The organism is Pseudomonas juntendi (genome assembly GCF_021560075.1).
Taxonomy (GTDB): Bacteria; Pseudomonadota; Gammaproteobacteria; order Pseudomonadales; family Pseudomonadaceae; genus Aquipseudomonas; species Aquipseudomonas juntendi.
The window spans coordinates 699760-720318 of sequence record NZ_CP091088.1 but is presented as its reverse complement, the minus strand read 5'-3'; the positions used below and the strand labels follow the sequence as shown (position 1 = coordinate 720318).

The window sequence follows — 20559 nt, the reverse complement described above, 5'->3', positions numbered from 1 at the left end:
GGCTTCTGGAGCGACGTCGCGATTAAGCGGCGACGATGCTCACGTAACGGCGCATGAACTCGCCTTTCTTCTCGAACTTGATCACGCCTTCGATCTTGGCGAACAAGGTGTGATCCTTGCCCATGCCAACGCCGTAGCCAGCGTGGAATTCGGTGCCGCGCTGACGGACGATGATGTTGCCTGGCTTGATAACCTGGCCGCCATACATCTTCACGCCAAGGCGTTTCGATTCTGAGTCGCGACCGTTACGAGTACTACCACCAGCCTTCTTGTGAGCCATGGTTCAATTCTCCAAATAAATTCAGGGGATCTAGGGGATTAAGCCTGGATGCCGGTGATTTTGATCTCGGTGAACCACTGGCGGTGGCCCATACGCTTCATGTGGTGCTTACGACGACGGAACTTGATGATGCGAACCTTGTCGTGGCGGCCTTGCGAAACGACTTCGGCCACTACTTTAGCGCCAGCAACAACTGGAGCACCGATGGTGACTTCTTCACCGTTGGCGACCAGCAGGACGCGATCGAAAGTCACGGATTCGCCAGTGGCGACTTCCAGTTTTTCGATCTTGAGGAATTCACCTTCAGCGACTTTGTACTGCTTGCCGCCGGTAACGATTACTGCGTAAGACATGGTATTTCTCCGATAATCCTGCTCACCCAGCGCTTTATATGATGAGTATTGGCTGGCATGGCTGCACAGGGCTGGAACGGCCCGGCGCAATTGCGTAAGGCAGGTGCTGCCCAGGAAGTTAGGGTGCGCGATTGTACGCAACCACGGTTTTGCTTGCAAGTGCCGCCCCCGGCCAGCTGGCACCGCGCCTTGACACACCGGGACCTGCGACCTAGCATGCCGCGCAACCTCACTGGAGCAGCCGATGCAACCCCAAACCTTCTACCGCGCGGTAGCTGATGATTTCAGCGCCGTCGACGAGATCATCAAGAAGCAGCTGACCTCGCGCGTGCCGCTGGTATCGAAGATCGGCGACTATATCACGTCCGCCGGCGGCAAGCGCCTGCGCCCCCTGCTGGTCCTGCTGTGTGGCAAGGCCCTGGGCCGTGAAGGCGACGACCTGCGCCTGCTGGCTGCCACCATCGAGTTCCTGCACACCGCCACCCTGCTGCACGACGATGTGGTCGACATGTCCGGCATGCGCCGCGGCCGTTCCACCGCCAATGCCCTGTGGGGTAACGCGCCGAGCGTGCTGGTGGGTGACTTCCTTTATTCGCGCTCGTTCGAAATGATGGTCGAGCTGGGCTCGATGCCGGTCATGCAGATCCTGTCCAAGGCCACCCGGGTGATCGCCGAGGGTGAGGTGCTGCAGCTGTCGCGGGTACGCGACGCCAGCACCACCGAGGAAGTCTACATGGAGGTCATCCGGGGCAAGACGGCCATGCTGTTCGAAGCCTCCACCCACAGCGCCGCGGCGCTGGCCGAAGCCACGGACGCGCAGCGCGAAGCCCTGCGAACCTTCGGCGACCACCTGGGCGTGGCCTTCCAGCTGGTCGACGACCTGCTGGACTACAAGGGCGACTCGCAGACGCTGGGCAAGAACGTTGGCGACGACCTGGCCGAAGGCAAGCCTACCCTGCCGCTGATCTACACCATGCGCGAAGGCACCGCCGAACAGGCGGCGCTGGTGCGCCAGGCCATTCAGAAGGGCGGCCTGGAAGACCTCGAGCAGATTCGCGTGGCAGTCGAGGAATCGGGTGCGCTGCAGTACACCGCAGAGCTGGCTCGTGATTACGTGAAGCGCGCCATTGCATGCCTTGAGGTGCTGCCAGCCAGCGAGTACCGCGATGCGCTGGTTGAGCTGAGCGAGTTTGCAGTCGCGCGCACGCACTGACACACCGAGCCGCTTCTTCGCGGGCTTGCCCGCTTCCACAGGTTGATACCGACACTGTGGGAGCGGGCAAGCCCGCGGTTGCTTTTGTCCGGACATAATCCCTTCTGGAAAAATACCTTTTACAATGCGGGCTTTCTACCGCCCGTCTGTTTGTTTGAGGAACCGAAGTGAGCACTCTGCCACCCTGCCCGAAATGCAATTCCGAATACACCTATGAGGATGGCACTCAGCTGATCTGCCCTGAATGCGCCCACGAGTGGTCGGCCAGCGGCGATGCCGAGGCTGCCAGCGACGAGGTGGTGAAAAAGGATTCGGTCGGCAACATCCTGCAGGATGGCGACACCGTCACCGTGATCAAGGACCTGAAGGTCAAGGGTTCATCCCTGGTGGTCAAGGTCGGCACCAAGGTCAAGAACATCCGCCTGTGCGATGGCGACCACGACATCGACTGCAAGATCGACGGCATCGGCGCCATGAAGCTGAAGTCCGAGTTCGTTCGCAAAGTCTGATTACATGAATTCCGCCAATTGGCGCTTGCTATTCTGATAATAAGAATTATTCTCATTGGAATCGATTTCCAAGGAGAGTAGCCATGACTTATCTGATCGACGCCTGGCTGGACCGCCCTCACCCCTACCTGCGCATTCTTCATCGGGAAACCGGCGAGGTGTGCGCGGTACTCGAAGCAGAAGCCCTCGACGAACTGCGTGACCAGGGCGACCTGGACATGAGCGGGTTGAATTCGAGTGAACCGGGGGTATTGAAGGAGCTGGTGCGCAATCTGTTTCTGTTCTGCTATGCGCGGGCGTTGCGCCCCGGGGGAACGGATTGGAATTGAGGTTGGCAGCGCCGGCCTCATCGCTGGCAAGCCAGCTCCCACAAGTACTGCTAACGCGACACCTGTGGGAGCGGGCGAGCCCGCGAATGGGCCGCAAAGCGGCCCCGGCGATCTTACAGAACGTCGAGCAGCTCGACGTCGAACACCAGCACGCTGTGCGGCGGGATGCTGCCCACGCCTTGGGCGCCGTAAGCCAGCTCGCTCGGCACGTACAGGCGCCATTTGCTGCCTGCGTTCATCAGCTGCAGGGCTTCGGTCCAGCCAGCGATCACGCCGCCGACCGGGAATTCAGCCGGCTGGCCACGCTCATAGGAGCTGTCGAACACAGTGCCGTCGATCAGGGTGCCGTGGTAGTGCGTGCGCACGTTGTCTTCACGGCTTGGCTTGGCGCCGTCGCCGGCAGTCAGCACTTCGAACTGCAGACCGGAAGCCAGGGTAGTGATGCCGTCACGCTTGGCGTTCTCGACCAGGAATTCCTTGCCCGCGGCAGCAGCGGCTTCGGCCTTGGCCGCCGCTTCGGCTTGCATCACTTCGCGGATGACCTTGAAGCTGGCCGACAGGTCGGCTTCGCTGACGCGGCTGTCGGCGCCGTTGAAAGCGTCGGTCAGGCCGGCCAGGATCGCTTCCAGGCTGACGCCTGGTGGTGGGTTGTCGCGCAGCTGGCCGCCCAGCTGACGGCCAATGCCGTAGCTGACGCGGGTTTCGTCGGTGGACAGGTTGAGTTCGGACATTGTCGTGCTCCACTGCAGGGCGCAGTGCAGCCGCGCCCTTGATGAAAAGGGCGAGCAGCCTAGCACACTGGGCCGCCGCGAGCAGCTACCAGGCCGAACGCTGCGCGCGCGAACAGCCCTGTACGACTCAGTGCTTGGTCAGCTTGTCCAGGTAGCCCATGCAGAACGCCGAAACCACGAAGGTCATGTGAATGATCACGTACCACATCAGGTAGTCGGTGGAGATGTTCTGTGCGTCCATGAACACGCGCAGCAGGTGAATGGACGAAATGGCCACGATCGATGCGGCCACCTTCATCTTCAGCGACGAAGAGTCCATTTTGCCCAGCCAGTTGAGCTTTTCCTTGCTTTCGTCGATGTCCAGTTGCGAGACGAAGTTCTCGTAGCCGGAAATCATCACCATCACCAGCAGGCCGCCCACCAGCGACATGTCGATCAGCGACAGGATCACCAGGATCAGGTCGGCTTCACTGAGGGCGAAGACGTTGGGCAGGACGTGGACCACTTCCTGGAAAAATTTCAGCGCCAGGGCCAGCAGGCCGAGTGACAGGCCGAAGTAGATCGGGGCGAGCAGCCAGCGCGAGGCATACATCGCGTTTTCGAGGATACGTTCCATGAAGTTCGGGACTCATCAGGTGACTAAAAAAGCGACGGCGAGTATAGCCAGCCACCTGTTGCAGCAAAAGCCCGATCCAGGCGACCACGACCCCCTGTAGGGCGGCCTTGCGTCGCGATCGGCCCGCAAAGCGGCCCTAGCGCTCGCTCAGGTCTCCGGATGGAACTGGTAGTCCCCCAGGTTCCGGCAGCGCTCGCCGTTGATCCGGCGCAGCTGCGCCTGCAGGTGCAAACACCAGATCTGCGGGTCTTCTGCCACTTGGTACCCGTGCAGGGTCAGGCTGTCGACGATGGCATGCAGCACCGACTCGGCCACCATTGGCCCATGGAACGGCCCCTGGGCCTTGATTGCAGAGGGTTGTTCACCGGCCATGCCGGCGGCGAACAGCAAGGTCCACATGCCGGTGTCGCCGGCCAATGGGCGGATGCTGCATTCGATGCGGGTCACCAGGCCCAGGCACTGGCGTGTGAGGCTGAGGTTGCGCATGGCCGCGTCCCCTCCAATGAGCCTTGTTCAGCCTGAAACCCTCAGGCTGTTTCCATCCTGAACGCTGTTCCTTCCTTAAGTTCCAGCATAGAAGAGGAAAACAGAAAGTTGGAAAACCGGCGCTGAACGGTAGCACATGGCCGCCAGCGCCGGTTTATTGACTCAGGCGGGCTTGGCCTGGGCGATGACTTCCTCAAGGCGCTCCTTTTCCGCCCTTTCGATCTCCTCCTCACTGATCATCTCGGCGATTTCCCGAAGGCGTTCCACCACCCGGGCGTTGACACTGCCCTCGGTGAACTGGCCCTTGTCATCCAGCACCCCGGCCTCTTCACCCACCAGCAGGCTGAGCGCCTCGTCGGCCTGGCTGACGGCGTAGACGTGGAACATGCCGTTTTCCACAGCCTGCAACACACGCTCGTCCAGCATCAGGGTAGCCACGTTGGCACGCGGGATGATGACCCCCTGCTCGCCCGTCAGGCCACGCGCTTCGCACAGGCGGAAGAAGCCCTCGATTTTCTCGTTCACCCCACCCACGGCCTGCACTTCACCAAACTGGTTGATCGAGCCAGTAATGGCGAAGCACTGCTTGAGCGGTGTACGCGACAAGGCCGAGATCAGCGTGCACGCCTCGCCCAGCGAGGCGCTGTCACCGTCGACATAGCCGTAGGACTGCTCCAGGGCGATACTCGCGGAAATCGCCAACGGGAATTCCTGGGCGTAGCGGCTGCCCAGGTAACCGGTGAGGATCATCACCCCCTTGGAGTGGATCGGCTGGCCCAGGTTGACCTCTCGCTCGATGTCGACGATACCGCTGCCGCCCGGGTATACCGTGGCCGAAATACGTGCCGGCATGCCGAACGCCGAATCGCCGACTTCCAGCACCGTCAGCCCGTTGCACTTGCCAATCGCCGCACCCTCAGTGTCGATCAGGATGATGCCGGCAAGCATGTCGTCCAGTACCCGCTGCGATACCCGGCCGGTACGAGTGGCCTTGGCCTTGAGCGCCCGCTCGATATGGCCGGCGTCAGTCATTTCGTCACCGGCCAGCTGGCGGATGAAGTCGGCTTCGCTGACCAGCTGGAACAGGTCGCCGATACGGGCCGACAAGCGCGACTGGTTCTCCGCCAGGCGTGCGCTGAACGTGGCCAGGCGCGCCACCGCATCGCTGGTCAGCGGCGCCATGCCTTCTTCGTTGGTGCGGGTGCGCAACAGCTGGGCGAATTGCTCCAGGTTCTCGTCGACCATGGGCATGTCTTCGTCGAAGTCGACCAGCACGCGGAACATCTCCTGGAAGTCCGAGTCGTGGTCCTGCAGTGCGTAGTACAGCTGCCGCGAGCCGATGATCACCAGCTTGACATTGAGCGGGATCATCTGCGGCTGCAGGCTGACAGTAGCCACCCGGCCCAGCTCACCGATCGGCGATTCCATTTTCAGCTTGCGCGATTGCAGCGCACGCTTGAGCGCGTCCCACACGAACGGTTCGCCCAGCATCTTCTCGGCTTCGAGGATCAGGAAGCCGCCATTGGCCCGGTGCAGCGCCCCCGGGCGCAACTGGCGATACGAGGTATACAGCGCGCCCTGGTCGGTGCTGTATTCGATGCGGCCAAACAGGTTGTCGTAGGTCGGATGCGGCTCGAACACCACCGGTGCGCCACCGTTGGCGTAGTGGCCCACGACCAGGCTTGGCGCGTATTGCTCTTCCAGCAGCTTGCGGGCAACGGCGTCGGTCTTGCTGTCATCGACCAGTTGCTCGACCACGGTGCGCAGCAGGTTCAATTGCACCGATTGCAGGTAGGCGCAGACCGCGGCGTTCTCGGCGTACTTTTCCGAAAGCGGCGCCAGCAGCGGTTGCAAGGCCAGGGTGATGGTTTCTTCGTTCAGCTGGCGCAACTGGTTGTTCGACTCGCGCTTCCACTGCGGCAGGCTGGCCAACTCCTCGTTCAGCTGCTCCTCGAGCTGGGCGATGTCTTCGTGGAACTGCTCGCGCACCTCTTCCGGCAACTGGGCGAATTCCGCTTCGTCCAGCGCCTTGCCATCGGCCATGGGGGTAAAGGCGACGTTGCTGGAGTCGCGGTACAAGGCCACGTCCTTCTCCAGCGACGCCCGCTCGATCACATCCAGGGCACGGTCATAGCGCTGGTTGAAGGCGCGGTCGATGGCGCCCTTCTTCTGCTGGTACGACGGGTGCTCGAACACCGCCGGGAAGGTGGCCAGCAGGTTGTCGATCAGCCCGCCCATGTCGGCGATGAACTCGGTGGCGGTGCCGGACGGCAGCTCCAGTGCCCGCGGCTCGCGGGTGTCGTCGAAGTGGTTGACGTATACCCAGTCGGCCGGGGTCTGCTGGCGTTTGCCTTCGGCCTTGAGGTAGCGTTTGACGAACGAGAAACGCCCGGTGCCGGGCTCGCCCATCACGTACACGTTGTAACCAGGGCGTGGCATGGCCACGCCGAACTGCAGGGCCTCGACAGCACGTTCCTGGCCCAGGACTCCGCGAAACGGCTCCAGATCGTCGGTATTGGTAAAGGCAAACTGCTCGGGTGAGAAACGCCGGGTCAGGGCTTCAGGCGCAAGACGCAGGCGCGCAGCGACAGGATCGGGCATTGGGTTTCCTTACTTCGGCGGGGCAGATACGCAGCATTCTGGCGCTGCCCGCGCGCGCCTTGCAAGGCTCCAGGGGACTTTATATCGCCGCACCTCACCGCCAGAGCAGGTATTCGAACAGCAAATTTTTCGCAATCAACAACGCAACCTTTAGATCGTGCCTAAACTCCAAGCTGCGCGGGTGGGTGAAATGCTTTCCCGACCTGGCAACCGAGTTGCCAGAAACCCTGACCCTTGGTTATGACAAAGAGAAAAAAGCTATGAAACGGATTCTTCTGGGTACTCTGTTCACCGTGGTCTCGCTCAACGCCATGGCAGAAGCGCCAGGCGGCCCGAACTGCGGCTGGGGCAACATGCTGTTCGAGGGCCAGCGCGGCACGCCGGCTCACTTCCTGGCTTCCACCACCAACGGCACCTCTGGTAACGCCACCTTCGGTATGACCTCCGGCACCAACGGCTGCTCGACCAAGGCTTCGCTGACCTACGGCGGCAAGTCCTGGTTCGCCATGAACGGCATGATGAACGAGCTTTCCGAAGACATGGCCATGGGCCAAGGTGAAGCACTGACCACCTATGCCGTGGTACTCGGCGTGGCCCCGGAAGACCGTGGCTACTTCAACTCGGTCACCCACCAGCACTTCAACCAGATCTTCAGCAGCGCCGACGTCACCGCTGAAACTGTCCACAGCAACACCCTCGCTGTACTGAAGGGCGACCCACGCCTGGCTAAATACGCTACCGAGGCCTAAGCTGCAGCTCCCGCCCCTTCGGGGGCGGGTTTCGCCTTTTTCGGCATCGTTCAGAAGTAGTTGCCCGATATGCTCAAACGCTTCGCTGCCCTCGCGCTGTGTGTCTGCGCCCCTGTTCACGCCGCCCCTGTTCACGCCGCCCCTGTGCTGGATCAAGGCCGCCTCCAGCAACTGGCCAATACCCCCTACTGGATTGCCTTGGGTCATTACGAAACCGCCAAGCTCGGCGGCTGGCGCAGCTATGTGGACGATGACGCGTTCTTCCTGGCCAAAGACGGTGCGCACCACCCCGACCAGGAGCTGCAAGCCACGGTGCAAGCCCTGTACGCCCCGGCCAGCCTCGGCGACAAACATGCCCAGTGCGTATTCCCCGCACGCACCCGCTGGCTGCGTGAGCAGCTGAATTTGCAAGGCTTGCCACAACCGGACTGCCAGGCGTTCAACACCTGGTACAAGTCGGTCGACCCGCACAGTGCCGCGCTGATTTTCCCGGCGGCCTACCTGAACAGCCCCTCGTCGATGTTCGGCCATACCCTGCTGCGCATCGACCAGTCCAATACCCGCAGCGACGACACCACGCTGCTGAGCTACGCGATCAACTTCGGCGCCTACATCGAAGGCAGCGACAACAGCATCCTGTATGCCTGGAAAGGCCTGATGGGCGGCTACCCGGGGCTGTTCGCGCTGATGCCCTACCAAGAGAAGCTCTCCGAATACCGCAGCCTCGAAAACCGCGACCTGTGGGAATACCAGCTGGACCTGACCCCACAGGAAACCGGGCGCATGGTCGAGCATGTGTGGGAACTGAAGCAGATCCAGTTCGATTACTTCTTCTTCGACGAAAACTGCTCGTACCGCCTGCTGGAACTGCTGCAGGTGGCCCGCCCAAGCCTGGACCTGACATCGCAGTTTCCGCTGACCGCTATCCCCACCGACACGGTCAAGGCCGTGAAGCAGTCCGGCCTGGTCGCCAGCGAAACCTACCGCCCTTCGCGCGAACGTGAGCTGCTGGCCCGCGCCGAGCCGCTGGACCACAACGAAAAGCAACAGGTGCTGGCGGTCAGCGCCGACACCGCGCAACTGCAGAGCTCTGCGTTCAAGGCGCTGCCCCGCGAGCGCCAGGCGCTGGTGCAGGACGCCGCCTATCGCCTCGAGCGCTACCGTGCCAACGGTCAGGAGCGTGACCCGGGCCAAGCCAAGCGCAGCTTCGAACTGCTGCGGGCGATCAACGGCAACCCGCCCCCGCCGCTGCAGGTAGAGCGCCCCGGCCTGCCCGAAGACGGCCATGACTCACGGACCTGGCAACTGGGGGCGGGCACCCGCGAGGACCGTGCCTACGCCGAGTATGGCCTGCGCATGGCCTACCACGACCTGAACGACAACTCCTATGGCTTCCCGCTGGGCGCCCAGATCGAAATCCTGCAATTGAAGGTGCGCCAGTACGAAGGCAACGACTGGCAGGTACAACGCCTGGACTTGGCCACCATCCGCTCGCTGACCCCACGCAACGCCTTGCTCAAGCCTTGGTCATGGCAAGTGGCTGGCGGCCTGGAGCGGGTACCCGGCAAGCATGATGACGAGGTGCTGGTAAGCCATGTGAATGGTGGCGCCGGCGGCACCTGGCAACTGGCCGATGGCTTGCTCGGTTTTGCCCTGGGCACGGTGCGGGTCGAACACCACAACGACTTCGCCGAATTCATTGCCCCGGCCGCGGGGTTCAATGGCGGGCTGCTGTGGCGCAACGGGCTGGGCAACATGACCCTGGAGGCCAAAGGTGATTACTTCACCAATGGCGAAGTACGACGCAGCCTGAGCCTGAACCAGCAATGGGAAATCAGCCAGAACCTGGGGGTGAGGTTGAGTGCTTCGCGTGAGTTCAGCCACCTGGCCACTGCGCAGAATGAGGTGATGCTGGAGCTGAAGTGGTACCACTACTGAAGATTGCGGGTTGCCTGCACAGGCAACAGTGTGGCCCAACCAAGTCTTTGACACTGTTTTGACACCAACCCGACAAATCGCCACCTAGACTTGCCCCTATCGACGGGAGGGTCAGGTGGTTATGTCGCGGTACTGGTTCGGCGTGTGCATTGCGTTGTTGCTGTCAGGTTGTGAAACCACCCACGAGCAAATGCTCGCCAACGGCTATCCCCCTGCCTATGCCGATGGCTTTCAGGACGGTTGCAGCAGTGGCCACCAGGCCGCCGGCACCATGGCCGGCGACTTTCGCAAGGACGTACCCCGCTACCTGCACGAGCGCCAGTACGAAACCGGCTGGGACGATGGCTTTCGCCAGTGCCAGGCCATGCAGAACACTGAAGAGCAGCGCCAGTACCACGAGCGCTTCTGGGACCAGCGCGACCGCGAGTGGCAGCAGGAAAAGGACCGTGGCGCCGCCAAGGCCTATCGCCACGACTGAGGTCGTTAACGGACATTTCTTTAAACCTGCGGCCTGCCATGATGGTCTTCTGCACAAGGAGGCCTTGCATGAGCCGAGCATTCGTCAATGAGGACCAGGCCGCCGCCCAGGCCGATCAACCGGTAGAGCGGCGCGTCAGTGAGCAACCCAACTATGTGACCGCCAGCGGCCTGCGCCAGTTGCAGGAACGTGTGGCCGAGTTGAATGCCTTGCGCAGCGACCTGCAGGCGCAGGGCGAGCGTGTGGACAAGCAGCGGCTGGCCGATACCGAGCGCGACCTGCGGTACTTCAGCGCGCGGGTGCAGAGCGCCCAGGTGGTACCGCCCGCGACGTCGCACAGCAAGGTGCAGATTGGCAGCCGGGTACGCTTTGTCGACGCGCAAGACCAGGCGCATGAGGTACGGCTGGTGGGCGAGGATGAGGCGGATGCCGGGCGCGGCCTGATCAACTGGGGGTCGCCGTTGGGGCGGGCCTTGCTGGGGGCGGGGCCGGGGGATGAGGTGGTGTGGCAGCGGCCGGTTGGGGAATTGCTGATCGAAGTGACTGACGTGATCGCTGAAGGGTGAGGTGCCTTGTATCGCGACGGGCCGCAAAGCGGCCCCCTGCGATCCCGGATCAAACCACGCCCTGAGCCAACATCGCATCCGCCACTTTGACAAAGCCGGCGATGTTCGCACCTTTCACGTAATTGACCCGGCCATCCGCCTCTTCACCATAATGCACGCAAGCATGGTGGATCGATTGCATGATGTTGTGCAGCTTGCTGTCCACTTCGCCGGCAGTCCACAGCAGGCGCATGGCATTCTGCGACATCTCCAGGCCAGACACGGCCACACCGCCGGCGTTGGATGCTTTGCCCGGGGCATAGAGGATGCCGGCTTCCAGGAAGATATCCACCGCTTCCAGGGTGGTCGGCATGTTGGCGCCTTCGGCCACGCAGATACAGCCGTTGGCCAGCAAGGTACGGGCGTCTTCGGCGCCCAGTTCATTCTGCGTGGCGCACGGCAAGGCGATGTCGCATGCCAGGCTCCAAGGGGTCTGGCCCTTGCGGAACTCCAGGCCGAACTGCTCGGCTAGCTCGCTGATACGGCCCCGCTTGACGTTCTTCAGCGCCATCAGTGCTTCCCACTGGGCATCGGTCAGGCCGGCTTCGGCATACAGCGTGCCTTCGGAGTCCGACATGGAGATCACTTTGCCGCCCAGGTCCATGACCTTGCGCGCGGCATACTGGGCAACGTTGCCCGAGCCCGACACCGCCACGCGACGGCCGTCGATGCGCTTGTCCTGGCGCTTGAGCATTTCCTCGGCGAAATACACGCAACCGTAGCCGGTGGCTTCGGGGCGAATCAGGCTGCCACCGTAGGTCATCCCCTTGCCGGTCAGTACCGACGTGAACTGGTTGGCAAGCCGCTTGTACTGGCCAAACATGAAGCCGATTTCGCGGGCACCCACGCCGATGTCACCGGCCGGCACGTCGCAGTCGGCGCCGATGTGGCGGTACAGCTCGCTCATGAACGCCTGGCAGAAGCGCATCACTTCGGCGTCGCTCTTGCCTTTGGGGTCGAAGTCCGACCCGCCCTTGCCACCCCCCATGGGCAGCGAAGTCAGGGAGTTCTTGAAGACCTGCTCGAAGGCCAGGAATTTCAGCACGCTGAGGTTGACCGATTGGTGGAAGCGCAAGCCGCCCTTGTACGGGCCGATGGCGCTGCTCATCTGGATACGGTAGCCGCGGTTGACCTGCACTTTGCCCTGGTCATCGACCCACGACACGCGGAACAGCACCGCACGCTCCGGCTCGACCATACGCTCCAGGATGCCGGACTGCAGGTAATGAGGGTTGGCTTCCAGGAAGGGCCACAGCGTGCGCAGCACTTCTTCCACTGCCTGATGAAACTCGGGCTGGCCTGGGTCGCGCTGTTGCAGGCGCGCGAGGAAACTGTCGACAGATTCGAACATGGTAGACATCTCACCGAAGATTTTGGACTTATTGGTTTTTCGGGGAATGTACCAAGAAGCAATCGCACCGGAACAGGGCGACATGTCGTTTTTCTGAATTTATTTGGTGCGTTTTATATAAGTGTATACAAAAAAAGCCGCAATACTGGCCTTCAAACAGCCACACCCGTAAACGTCAGGCACAAAAATGGGGCCACCAAGGGCCCCATTCCTGTGCATCAAGACACTGGCTTACTGGGCCAGTTTCTTGTGCCGTACCCGGTGCGGCTGGGCAGCAGCGTCACCCAGACGCTTTTTGCGGTCGGCTTCGTACTCGGTGTAGTTACCCTCGAAGAACACCACGTTCGAGTCGTCTTCGTACGCCAGGATGTGGGTCGCCACACGGTCCAGGAACCAACGGTCGTGGGAAATCACGATCGCGGCGCCCGGGAAGTCCAGCAGGGCTTCTTCCAGCGAACGCAGGGTTTCCACGTCCAGGTCGTTGGACGGTTCGTCGAGCAGCAGGACGTTACCGCCCTCCTTCAGCGTCAACGCCAGGTGCAGGCGACCCCGCTCACCACCGGACAGGTCCTTGACGAACTTCTGCTGGTCGCCGCCTTTGAAGTTGAAACGGCCAACGTAAGTGCGCGACGGGATCTCGTAGTTGCCGATCTTGATCATGTCGGAACCGTCGGACACCTGCTGGAACACGGTCTTGCTGCCGTCCAGGTCTTCGCGGCTTTGGTCGACGCAAGCCAGTTGCACGGTTTCGCCGATTTCGATGCTGCCCGAATCCGGCTGTTCCTTGCCCATCAGCATGCGGAACAGGGTGGACTTACCAGCACCGTTACCACCGATCACGCCGACGATCGCGCCTTTTGGCATGGCGAACGACAGGTTGTCGATCAGTACGCGGTCGCCATAGCCCTTGGTGACGTTCTTGAACTCGATGACCTTGTCACCCAGGCGTGGGCCGGCCGGGATGTAGATCTCGTTGGTTTCGCTACGCTTCTGGAATTCCTGCGACTGCATTTCTTCGAAGCGCTGCAGGCGGGCCTTGGACTTGGACTGGCGGGCCTTGGCGCCTTTGCGCACCCATTCCAGTTCCTCTTTCATGGCCTTTTCATGGGCGCTTTGCTGCTTGGACTCCTGCGCCAGGCGCTCGGACTTGGCTTCCAGCCAGCCCGAGTAGTTGCCTTCGTACGGGATGCCGGCGCCACGGTCCAGTTCCAGGATCCAGCCAGCGACGTTGTCGAGGAAGTAACGGTCGTGGGTAATCGCCACCACCGTGCCCGGGAAGTCGTGCAGGAAGCGCTCCAGCCAGGCCACCGAGTCGGCGTCCAGGTGGTTGGTTGGTTCGTCGAGCAGCAGCATGTCGGGGGCCGACAGCAGCAGGCGGCAAAGGGCCACACGGCGCTTCTCACCACCGGACAGGTGCTCGATGCGGGCGTCCCAGGCCGGCAGGCGCAGGGCGTCGGCAGCGACGTCCAGCTGGCGCTCCAGGTTGTGGCCATCGGCGGCCTGCAGGATGGCTTCCAACTTGGCCTGTTCGGCGGCCAGCTTGTCGAAGTCGGCATCTGGTTCGGCGTAGGCAGCGTACACCTCGTCCAGGCGGGCCTGGGCGTCCTTGATCACGCTGACCGCTTCTTCGACCACTTCGCGGACCGTCTTGCTCGGGTCCAGTTGCGGTTCCTGGGGCAGGTAGCCCACGTTGATGTCGGGCATCGGACGGGCTTCGCCGTCGAATTCCTTGTCGACGCCCGCCATGATCCGCAGCAGGGTCGACTTACCGGCGCCGTTCAGGCCGAGCACGCCAATCTTGGCGCCTGGGAAGAATGACAGGGAAATGTTCTTGAGAATTTCCCGCTTCGGCGGCACGACCTTGCTCAGCCGATGCATGGTGTAGACGTATTGAGCCAAAACCAAGCCCTCTAATCAGGTAAGTAAAGACATCGACGATCGCCCTGGCGCGCTGACCAGGGAGATGTGTGTTTGGGTGTAATTGAACAAAGGCGACCATTCTACGCCATCGCACGGCGTTTCATAGGCGGGGCGATGGTGGGCAGGGAACGGTGTGATCTATGGGGAAATGTGCTGCCTGTGGCGGCCCTTTCACGACTTTAGCCGCGAAAGGGGCGGCACCGCTGCCGAGATGGCTCAGACGTGACGCTGCCGGGCCTTGCCACGCGGCAACCGGCAACGGTCACCCTGCTCGGCCAGGCGCGCGGCCCAGGCAGACTTCACGCTGAAGCCACTGCTGCGGGCAGGCTGCTGCTCGGCAACATTCGCGGGTTTGGCGGCCGCAGGGGCAGTGCTGACCACCTTGGCTGCAGGCTTGTGGGCCGCAGCCACTGCCGGCGCTGCCGCCTTGGCGGTCTTGCGCAGTTCAGCCAGCGACGGGGCCTTGGGCTTGGCCGAACTGGCCGCTTCAGGTTTGCTCAGCGAACGCTGGCAAGACTTGCAGGATACGTCCTCGGTCACGGCAGTGCTGACAAGGGTCTGACTGCTACGCCCACAGGCGGAATCGAGGCCATTGGAGGAAAAGTGAGTAACCAAAAGCGAACATCTCCGATGCGTTGTCATGTAAAGCGGGCGGCATTCTCGCACAGGTTGCAGGGGCTTGCCGAACCGGCGGGCAGTCACCATCGGTCCAGATGGCTGGCACTTTGCCATAATCGTAGGCATGCTAGCCGGTTTCGGCTGTCCGGCCTTATAGTGCGCCACCACGGTGTGACTGCCGGACACCGGTACATGCCGTGCACGTTTCGTCCCTGCCATCGCCAGCCCAATCGCAGGATCAGCGCTTGATCAATCTTACTCACCCGTCGTCACTGCGTTCCGCGCCTGAAGCACCCGCCTCTACCCTGCGCGGGTCGATCAAGGGCACGTTGGCGCTGCTGGCCCTGATCCTGCTGGGCCTGCTGCTGTGGCAACTGTTCGCCCAGTTCAACCACACCCAGGCCGACCTGCGCGCGCAGAGCCTGGATGCCAGCGTGGAAATGGCCGACCACCTGAACCTGAACATGGCGTTCAAGGCCCAGCAGGCGCTGAATGTGGTACAGCCCTACATCAACCCGCCGACGCCCGCAGCCATGCCCAGCCTGGTGGATACCCTGCGCCAGCGCCTGCCCGACCTGCAAAGCCTGGCCTGGCTGGACAGCACCGGGCAGCTGCGCGCCGACAGCCTGGCCGGCAGCCCGGACCGGCAGTGGCTGCACGAGTTGCTGGCGCTGAACCAGGGGCGTGCGTACTTCTTCACCAATTCGCCCGACAACCACGCGCTGTACATGCTGCTGCGCCAGGCCACCGAGCAGGAACGCGGCTACTGGCTGCTGCGCCTGTCGCCAGACTACTACCGCGAGCTCACCCTGCACCTGGACAGCGGCACCCACCCGTTATGGCTGCTGGAAAACAGCCGCACCGGCGAAGTGCTGCAGCGCCATGCCCCCACCGCTACCAGCGATGACCCGCTGCAAAGCGTGATGCTGGCCTTCATCGACAACAGCACCTGGCAACTGCGCGGCCTGTTCGACGCCAAGCTGATGCAACAGAAGCTGCTGCCGGCGCTGATCGGCAAATGCCTGCTGGTGCTGTTTTGCGCCCTGCTGCCGGTGCTGGCCCTGATCAACATGCGCCGGCGCCAGCGTGCGCTGCAGGAAGACCGCCGGCGCTACCAGGAAATTTTCGAAGGCACCGGCGTGGCCCTGTGCGTGCTCGACTTGTCGAGCCTGCCGGGCCAGCTGGACCGCTACCACCTGCGCAACCGCGCCGCACTCAAGCACAGCCTGGCCCTGGATCCAGGCCTGCGCCGGTCCCTGCTGCTGGAACTGAAGATCACCGAAGTCAACCAGGTGGCCCGCCAGTTACTGAACATCGACTGCCATGAAGGCGCCTGGCAGCGGTTGATCGACGGCACCGGCGATGGCCGCGACAGCATCGGCATGCAACTGATCGACGCGCTGATCGAACAGCGCCAGGTGCTGGAGCTGGAAGTACGCCTGCCGTCACCGCTGGGTGGCGAGTTGCACCTGTGGTTGATGGCGCGCCTGCCGCAACAACGGCGTGACTACCAGGCGGTGATCCTGAGCATCAGCGACATCACCAGCCGCAAGCAGGTCGAACTGTCGCTGCTGGAGCGCGAAAGCTTCTGGTCCGACGTGGTGCGCACCGTACCCGACCAGCTGTACGTGCAGGATGTGCTCAGCCAGCGGATGATCTTCAGCAACCGCCACCTCGGCCAGACACTGGGCTACGACCGTACCGAGCTGGCACACATGGGCGAGCGCTTCTGGGAACTGCTGCTGCACCCCGAAGACGCCGCGCACTACCAGGCCTTGCGCCAGCAACAGCGGAACAATGGCCACGACCAGCAATTGCACTGTCAGTTGCGCTTCCGCCACCGGGACGGCAGTTGGCGCTGCTACGACATCCGTGAGCAGGTACTGACCCGCAACGCCGAAGGTCTGGTAACGCGCATCATCGGCGTTGGCAAGGATGTCACCGTACAGATCGAGGCCAGCCAGTCGCTGCGTGACAGCGAGCAGCGCTACCGCATGCTGGCCGAAAGCATCAGCGACGTGATCTTCTCCACCGACAGCCTGCTCCAGCTCAACTACGTCAGCCCGTCGGTGCAGAGCGTGCTGGGTTACCAGGCCGAGTGGATCTTCACCAACGGCTGGCAGTCGATCATCGCCAACCCGGCCCAGCTCACCGGCATCTACAGCCTGATGGAGCGGGTCAGCAAGGCCATGGGCGACGCCGAGCAGTTGGCCCAGCTGCGCAGCCAGCTGCCGACCCAGCTGTTCCTGTTCGACTGCCTGCGCGCCGATGGCCGCAAGATCCCGATCGAACTGCGCCTGGTGCTGGTGTGGGACGACGACCAGCGCTTCGAAGGTGTGCTGGGGGTCGGCCGCGACATCAGCCAGCAGCGCCGCGCAGAAAAAGACCTGCGCATGGCCGCGACGGTATTCGAGCACTCGACCTCGGCGATTCTCATCACCGACCCGGCCGGCTATATCGTCCAGGCCAACGAAGCGTTCAGCCGGGTCAGCGGCTACGCCGTCAGCGACGTGCTCGACCAGTTGCCCAGCATGCTCACGGTCGACGAACAGCAGGAAAGCCACCTGCGCTACGTGGTCAAGCAACTGCACCAGCGCGGCAGCTGGGAGGGCGAGGTGTGGCTCAAGCGCCGTGACGGCGACCACTACCCGGCCTGGGTCGGCATCACCGCAGTGCTGGACGATGAGGGCGACCTGGCGAGCTACGTGTGCTTCTTTACCGACATCAGCGAGCGCAAGGCCAGCGAGCAACGCATTCACCGCCTGGCCTACTACGACGCCCTCACCCACCTGCCCAACCGCACGCTGTTCCAGGACCGTTTGTACAACGCCCTGCAACAGGCCGAGCGGCAAAAGGCCTGGGTGGTGCTGATGTTCCTCGACCTCGACCGCTTCAAGCCGATCAACGACTCGCTTGGCCATGCCGCCGGCGACCGCATGCTCAAGGACATGGCCTTGCGCCTGCTGGCCTGCGTGGACGACGACGAGACCGTGGCGCGCATGGGCGGCGACGAATTCACCTTGCTGCTGCAACCGCGCGCGACCCGGGAAATGGCCTTGAACCGCGCCATCCATGTGGCCGAGAACATCCTTGCCAGCCTGGTGCGGCCGTTCGTGCTGGAAAACCGCGAGTTCTTCGTCACCGCCAGTATCGGCATCGCCCTCAGCCCGCAGGATGGCAGCGAGCTGAGCCAGCTGATGAAAAACGCCGACACCGCCATGTACCACGCCAAGGAACGCGGCAAGAACAACTTCCAGTTCTACCAGGCCGAGATGAACGCCAGCGCCCTGGAGCGCCTGGAGCTGGAAAGCGACTTGCGCCACGCCATGGAGCAGAACGAGTTCATCCTGTACTACCAGCCGCAGTTCAGTGGCGATGGCAAACGCCTGACCGGTGCCGAGGCGCTGCTGCGCTGGCGGCACCCGACCCGCGGCCTGGTGCCGCCCGGCGACTTCATCCCGGTGATCGAGGAACTGGGCCTGGTGGTGGATGTGGGCGACTGGGTGCTGCGCGAGGCCAGCCGCCAGCTCAAGGCCTGGCACAAGGCCAAGGTGCGGGTGCCGAAGGTCTCGGTGAACATCTCGGCGCGGCAGTTCTCCGATGGCCAGCTGGGCACCCGGATTGCCACCATCCTCGAGGAATGCGGGCTACCGCCGGCGTGCCTGGAGCTGGAACTGACCGAGAGTATCCTGATGCGTGAGGTGAACGAGGCGCTGCAGATACTGGCCAGCCTGAAGAACCTTGGCTTGAGCATTGCGGTGGATGACTTCGGCACCGGCTACTCGTCGCTGAACTACCTCAAGCAGTTCCCTATCGACGTGCTGAAGATCGACCGAACCTTCGTCGACGGCCTGCCCGAAGGCGAGCAGGACGCGCAGATTGCCCGGGCGATCATCGCCATGGCCCACAGCCTGAACCTGGCGGTCATCGCCGAGGGCGTGGAAACCCACGAGCAACTGGAGTTCCTGCGCGAGCACGAGTGCGACGAAGTGCAGGGCTACCTGTTCGGGCGCCCGATGCCGGCGCATCAGTTCGAGGCACAGTTCGCCAACGAGACGTTGTTCATGTTCCATTGACGCTGCCTGCACTGGCCTCATCGCAACTATTGATTCAGGAGGGCCTTGTGGGAGCGGGCGTGCCCGCGAACACCGGCGTAGCCGGTGCCAGCCACCGCGCCGGGTTCTTCGCGGGCGGGCCCGCTCCCACACCGACCGCATTAACTTCCGGCCATGTGCAAACTTGTGGGAGCCGGCTTGCCGGCGATGGGGCGCAACGCCCCCAGAAACCGGACTTCAGAGTCAACTCCAATCGCAGCCCAGCCCAGACACGGCGCGGGATGCAACATGAGACCCATTGGTCCGCGACTTGACGCCACTTCATATGCCAGCCGCGAATCAATCGGTTAGAATGCCCCCCCAAACTACCCCGATCCTTGAGGACCGCCATGTTCAGCCGTGATTTGACCATTGCCAAGTACGACGCCGAGCTCTTCGAAGCCATGCAGCAAGAAGCCCTGCGCCAGGAAGAGCATATCGAGCTGATCGCCTCGGAAAACTACACCAGCCCGGCTGTCATGGAAGCCCAGGGCTCGGTGCTGACCAACAAGTACGCCGAAGGCTACCCAGGCAAGCGCTACTACGGTGGTTGCGAGTACGTCGACGTCGTCGAGCAACTGGCCATCGACCGTGCCAAAGAGCTGTTCGGTGCCGATTACGCCAACGTCCAGCCGCACGCTGGCTCCCAGGCCAACGCTGCTGTCTACCTGGCCCTGCTGTCGGCCGGTGACACCATCCTGGGCATGAGCCTGGCCCACGGTGGCCACCTGACCCACGGTGCTTCGGTAAGCTCCTCGGGCAAACTGTACAACGCCATCCAGTACGGCATCGACGGCAACGGCCTGATCGACTATGACGAAGTCGAGCGCCTGGCTGTCGAGCACAAGCCGAAGATGATCGTTGCCGGCTTCTCCGCCTACTCGCAAGTGCTGGACTTCGCCCGCTTCCGTGCCATCGCCGACAAGGTGGGTGCCTACCTGTTCGTCGACATGGCTCACGTTGCCGGCCTGGTTGCCGCTGGCGTGTACCCGAACCCGGTACCGTTCGCCGACGTGGTCACCACCACCACGCACAAGACCCTGCGCGGCCCACGCGGCGGCCTGATCCTGGCGCGCAAGAACGAAGAAATCGAGAAGAAGCTGAACTCCGCCGTGTTCCCTGGCGCCCAGGGCGGCCCGCTGGAGCACGTCATCGCCGCCAAGGCCATCTGCTTCAAGGAAGCCCTGCAGCCTGAGTTCAAGGCTTACCAGCAGCAGGTCGTGAAAAACGCCCAGGCCATGGCCGAAGTGTTCATCGAGCGAGGTTTCGACGTGGTATCCGGCGGTACCCAGAACCACCTGTTCCTGCTGTCGCTGATCAAGCAGGAAATCTCCGGTAAAGATGCGGACGCTGCCCTGGGCAAAGCCTACATCACCGTCAACAAGAACTCGGTACCCAACGACCCACGTTCGCCGTTCGTCACCTCGGGCCTGCGTTTCGGCACCCCAGCCGTCACCACCCGTGGCTTCAAGGAAGCCGAGTGCAAGGAACTGGCTGGCTGGATCTGCGACATCCTGGCTGACCTGAACAACGAAGCGGTGATCGATGCCGTGCGTGAAAAGGTCAAGGCCATCTGCAAGAAGCTGCCGGTTTACGGCAACTGATCGCTGATCGCCAGAAGAAAAGCCCGGCTCGAGGCCTAATGCCAGTCAGTTAAGTAATTAAGGGCCGCTTTGCGACCCTTCGCG

Annotated in this window: 18 protein-coding genes; 9 read left to right on the top strand and 9 right to left on the bottom strand. The window is 62.6% G+C overall.

From position 1 onward, the window contains the following. Positions 1 to 22: 22 nt before the first annotated feature. Both rpmA and rplU read right to left on the bottom strand, forming a co-directional pair. Positions 23 to 280, bottom strand: coding sequence for a 50S ribosomal protein L27 (gene rpmA, locus L1P09_RS03310; RefSeq protein ID WP_003247464.1), 258 nt, complete (start codon positions 278 to 280; stop codon positions 23 to 25). Positions 281 to 318: 38 nt separating this feature from the next. Further along, a complete protein-coding gene (gene rplU, locus L1P09_RS03305) occupies positions 319 to 633 on the bottom strand; it encodes a 50S ribosomal protein L21 (RefSeq protein ID WP_003247466.1) in 315 nt (104 codons plus the stop codon). 244 nt (positions 634 to 877) lie between these two features. On the opposite strand from rplU, the gene L1P09_RS03300 reads away from it, so the two are divergent. From L1P09_RS03300 to L1P09_RS03290, 3 genes are all read left to right on the top strand, one after another. Continuing rightward, complete coding sequence (locus L1P09_RS03300) at positions 878 to 1846, top strand: polyprenyl synthetase family protein (RefSeq protein WP_029884883.1); 969 nt, start codon at positions 878 to 880, stop codon at positions 1844 to 1846. Positions 1847 to 2013: 167 nt separating this feature from the next. Continuing rightward, a complete protein-coding gene (locus L1P09_RS03295; protein ID WP_009686103.1) occupies positions 2014 to 2355 on the top strand; it encodes a zinc ribbon domain-containing protein YjdM in 342 nt (113 codons plus the stop codon). 83 nt (positions 2356 to 2438) lie between these two features. Beyond that, positions 2439 to 2684 (top strand): PA4570 family protein, encoded by a 246-nt coding sequence (locus L1P09_RS03290; protein WP_009686102.1) that lies wholly within the window; start codon positions 2439 to 2441, stop codon positions 2682 to 2684. Positions 2685 to 2797: 113 nt separating this feature from the next. Here L1P09_RS03290 and L1P09_RS03285 read toward each other — a convergent pair whose 3' ends face one another. The 4 genes from L1P09_RS03285 to L1P09_RS03270 form a co-directional block, all read right to left on the bottom strand. Continuing rightward, positions 2798 to 3415 carry an FKBP-type peptidyl-prolyl cis-trans isomerase gene (locus tag L1P09_RS03285; protein ID WP_009686101.1) on the bottom strand — a complete coding sequence of 206 codons (618 nt, stop codon included), beginning with the start codon at positions 3413 to 3415 and terminating at the stop codon, positions 2798 to 2800. 127 nt (positions 3416 to 3542) lie between these two features. Then, positions 3543 to 4031 (bottom strand): TIGR00645 family protein, encoded by a 489-nt coding sequence (locus L1P09_RS03280; protein ID WP_003247486.1) that lies wholly within the window; start codon positions 4029 to 4031, stop codon positions 3543 to 3545. 147 nt (positions 4032 to 4178) lie between these two features. After that, entirely contained in the window at positions 4179 to 4517 is a 339-nt protein-coding gene (locus L1P09_RS03275) for a PA4575 family protein (protein ID WP_009686099.1), read from the bottom strand. 162 nt (positions 4518 to 4679) lie between these two features. After that, positions 4680 to 7118: a Lon protease family protein gene (locus tag L1P09_RS03270; protein WP_154211140.1), complete on the bottom strand. Its 2439-nt coding sequence runs from the start codon at positions 7116 to 7118 to the stop codon at positions 4680 to 4682. 260 nt (positions 7119 to 7378) lie between these two features. Here L1P09_RS03270 and L1P09_RS03265 point away from each other — a divergent pair, with 260 nt between their 5' ends. The 4 genes from L1P09_RS03265 (at position 7379) to L1P09_RS03250 (ending at position 10849) form a co-directional block, all read left to right on the top strand. Further along, complete coding sequence (locus L1P09_RS03265; protein ID WP_009686097.1) at positions 7379 to 7867, top strand: DUF3015 domain-containing protein; 489 nt, start codon at positions 7379 to 7381, stop codon at positions 7865 to 7867. A gap of 69 nt (positions 7868 to 7936) precedes the next feature. After that, positions 7937 to 9805, top strand: a complete 1869-nt coding sequence (locus tag L1P09_RS03260) for an Lnb N-terminal periplasmic domain-containing protein (RefSeq protein WP_235768468.1) — start codon at positions 7937 to 7939, stop codon at positions 9803 to 9805. A gap of 121 nt (positions 9806 to 9926) precedes the next feature. Then, positions 9927 to 10283 carry a hypothetical protein gene (locus tag L1P09_RS03255; protein WP_009686095.1) on the top strand — a complete coding sequence of 119 codons (357 nt, stop codon included), beginning with the start codon at positions 9927 to 9929 and terminating at the stop codon, positions 10281 to 10283. 68 nt (positions 10284 to 10351) lie between these two features. Beyond that, positions 10352 to 10849, top strand: a complete 498-nt coding sequence (locus tag L1P09_RS03250; protein WP_029884886.1) for a GreA/GreB family elongation factor — start codon at positions 10352 to 10354, stop codon at positions 10847 to 10849. Positions 10850 to 10898: 49 nt separating this feature from the next. On the opposite strand, the gene gdhA is transcribed toward L1P09_RS03250, so the two are convergent. From gdhA to L1P09_RS03235, 3 genes are all read right to left on the bottom strand, one after another. After that, on the bottom strand, positions 10899 to 12239 hold the full coding sequence (gdhA, locus tag L1P09_RS03245; RefSeq protein ID WP_235768466.1) for an NADP-specific glutamate dehydrogenase: 1341 nt from the start codon (positions 12237 to 12239) through the stop codon (positions 10899 to 10901). A 231-nt stretch (positions 12240 to 12470) separates the two neighbouring features. Next, positions 12471 to 14138 (bottom strand): energy-dependent translational throttle protein EttA, encoded by a 1668-nt coding sequence (ettA, locus tag L1P09_RS03240; RefSeq protein ID WP_009686092.1) that lies wholly within the window; start codon positions 14136 to 14138, stop codon positions 12471 to 12473. A 237-nt stretch (positions 14139 to 14375) separates the two neighbouring features. Further along, a complete protein-coding gene (locus L1P09_RS03235) occupies positions 14376 to 14774 on the bottom strand; it encodes a hypothetical protein (protein WP_029884888.1) in 399 nt (132 codons plus the stop codon). 248 nt (positions 14775 to 15022) lie between these two features. Between L1P09_RS03235 and L1P09_RS03230 the strand changes: the two genes are divergently transcribed. Together L1P09_RS03230 and glyA are read left to right on the top strand one after the other, a co-directional pair. Further along, on the top strand, positions 15023 to 18853 hold the full coding sequence (locus L1P09_RS03230; RefSeq protein ID WP_235768465.1) for a sensor domain-containing protein: 3831 nt from the start codon (positions 15023 to 15025) through the stop codon (positions 18851 to 18853). A gap of 368 nt (positions 18854 to 19221) precedes the next feature. Next, positions 19222 to 20475: a serine hydroxymethyltransferase gene (gene glyA, locus L1P09_RS03225; RefSeq protein ID WP_009686086.1), complete on the top strand. Its 1254-nt coding sequence runs from the start codon at positions 19222 to 19224 to the stop codon at positions 20473 to 20475. The last annotated feature ends 84 nt before the right edge of the window (positions 20476 to 20559 follow it).

What these genes read in the sequence shown, in the direction of transcription:
- L1P09_RS03255 (WP_009686095.1), top strand. Translation starts at nt 9,927, where the DNA reads ATGTCGCGGTACTGGTTCGGCGTGTGCATTGCGTTGTTGCTGTCAGGT.
- glyA (WP_009686086.1), top strand. Translation starts at nt 19,222, where the DNA reads ATGTTCAGCCGTGATTTGACCATTGCCAAGTACGACGCCGAGCTCTTC.
- L1P09_RS03285 (WP_009686101.1), bottom strand. Translation starts at nt 3,415, where the DNA reads ATGTCCGAACTCAACCTGTCCACCGACGAAACCCGCGTCAGCTACGGC.
- L1P09_RS03300 (WP_029884883.1), top strand. Translation starts at nt 878, where the DNA reads ATGCAACCCCAAACCTTCTACCGCGCGGTAGCTGATGATTTCAGCGCC.
- rpmA (WP_003247464.1), bottom strand. Translation starts at nt 280, where the DNA reads ATGGCTCACAAGAAGGCTGGTGGTAGTACTCGTAACGGTCGCGACTCA.
- L1P09_RS03250 (WP_029884886.1), top strand. Translation starts at nt 10,352, where the DNA reads ATGAGCCGAGCATTCGTCAATGAGGACCAGGCCGCCGCCCAGGCCGAT.
- gdhA (WP_235768466.1), bottom strand. Translation starts at nt 12,239, where the DNA reads ATGTTCGAATCTGTCGACAGTTTCCTCGCGCGCCTGCAACAGCGCGAC.
- L1P09_RS03290 (WP_009686102.1), top strand. Translation starts at nt 2,439, where the DNA reads ATGACTTATCTGATCGACGCCTGGCTGGACCGCCCTCACCCCTACCTG.
- rplU (WP_003247466.1), bottom strand. Translation starts at nt 633, where the DNA reads ATGTCTTACGCAGTAATCGTTACCGGCGGCAAGCAGTACAAAGTCGCT.
- L1P09_RS03280 (WP_003247486.1), bottom strand. Translation starts at nt 4,031, where the DNA reads ATGGAACGTATCCTCGAAAACGCGATGTATGCCTCGCGCTGGCTGCTC.
- L1P09_RS03265 (WP_009686097.1), top strand. Translation starts at nt 7,379, where the DNA reads ATGAAACGGATTCTTCTGGGTACTCTGTTCACCGTGGTCTCGCTCAAC.
- L1P09_RS03260 (WP_235768468.1), top strand. Translation starts at nt 7,937, where the DNA reads ATGCTCAAACGCTTCGCTGCCCTCGCGCTGTGTGTCTGCGCCCCTGTT.
- L1P09_RS03270 (WP_154211140.1), bottom strand. Translation starts at nt 7,118, where the DNA reads ATGCCCGATCCTGTCGCTGCGCGCCTGCGTCTTGCGCCTGAAGCCCTG.
- L1P09_RS03275 (WP_009686099.1), bottom strand. Translation starts at nt 4,517, where the DNA reads ATGCGCAACCTCAGCCTCACACGCCAGTGCCTGGGCCTGGTGACCCGC.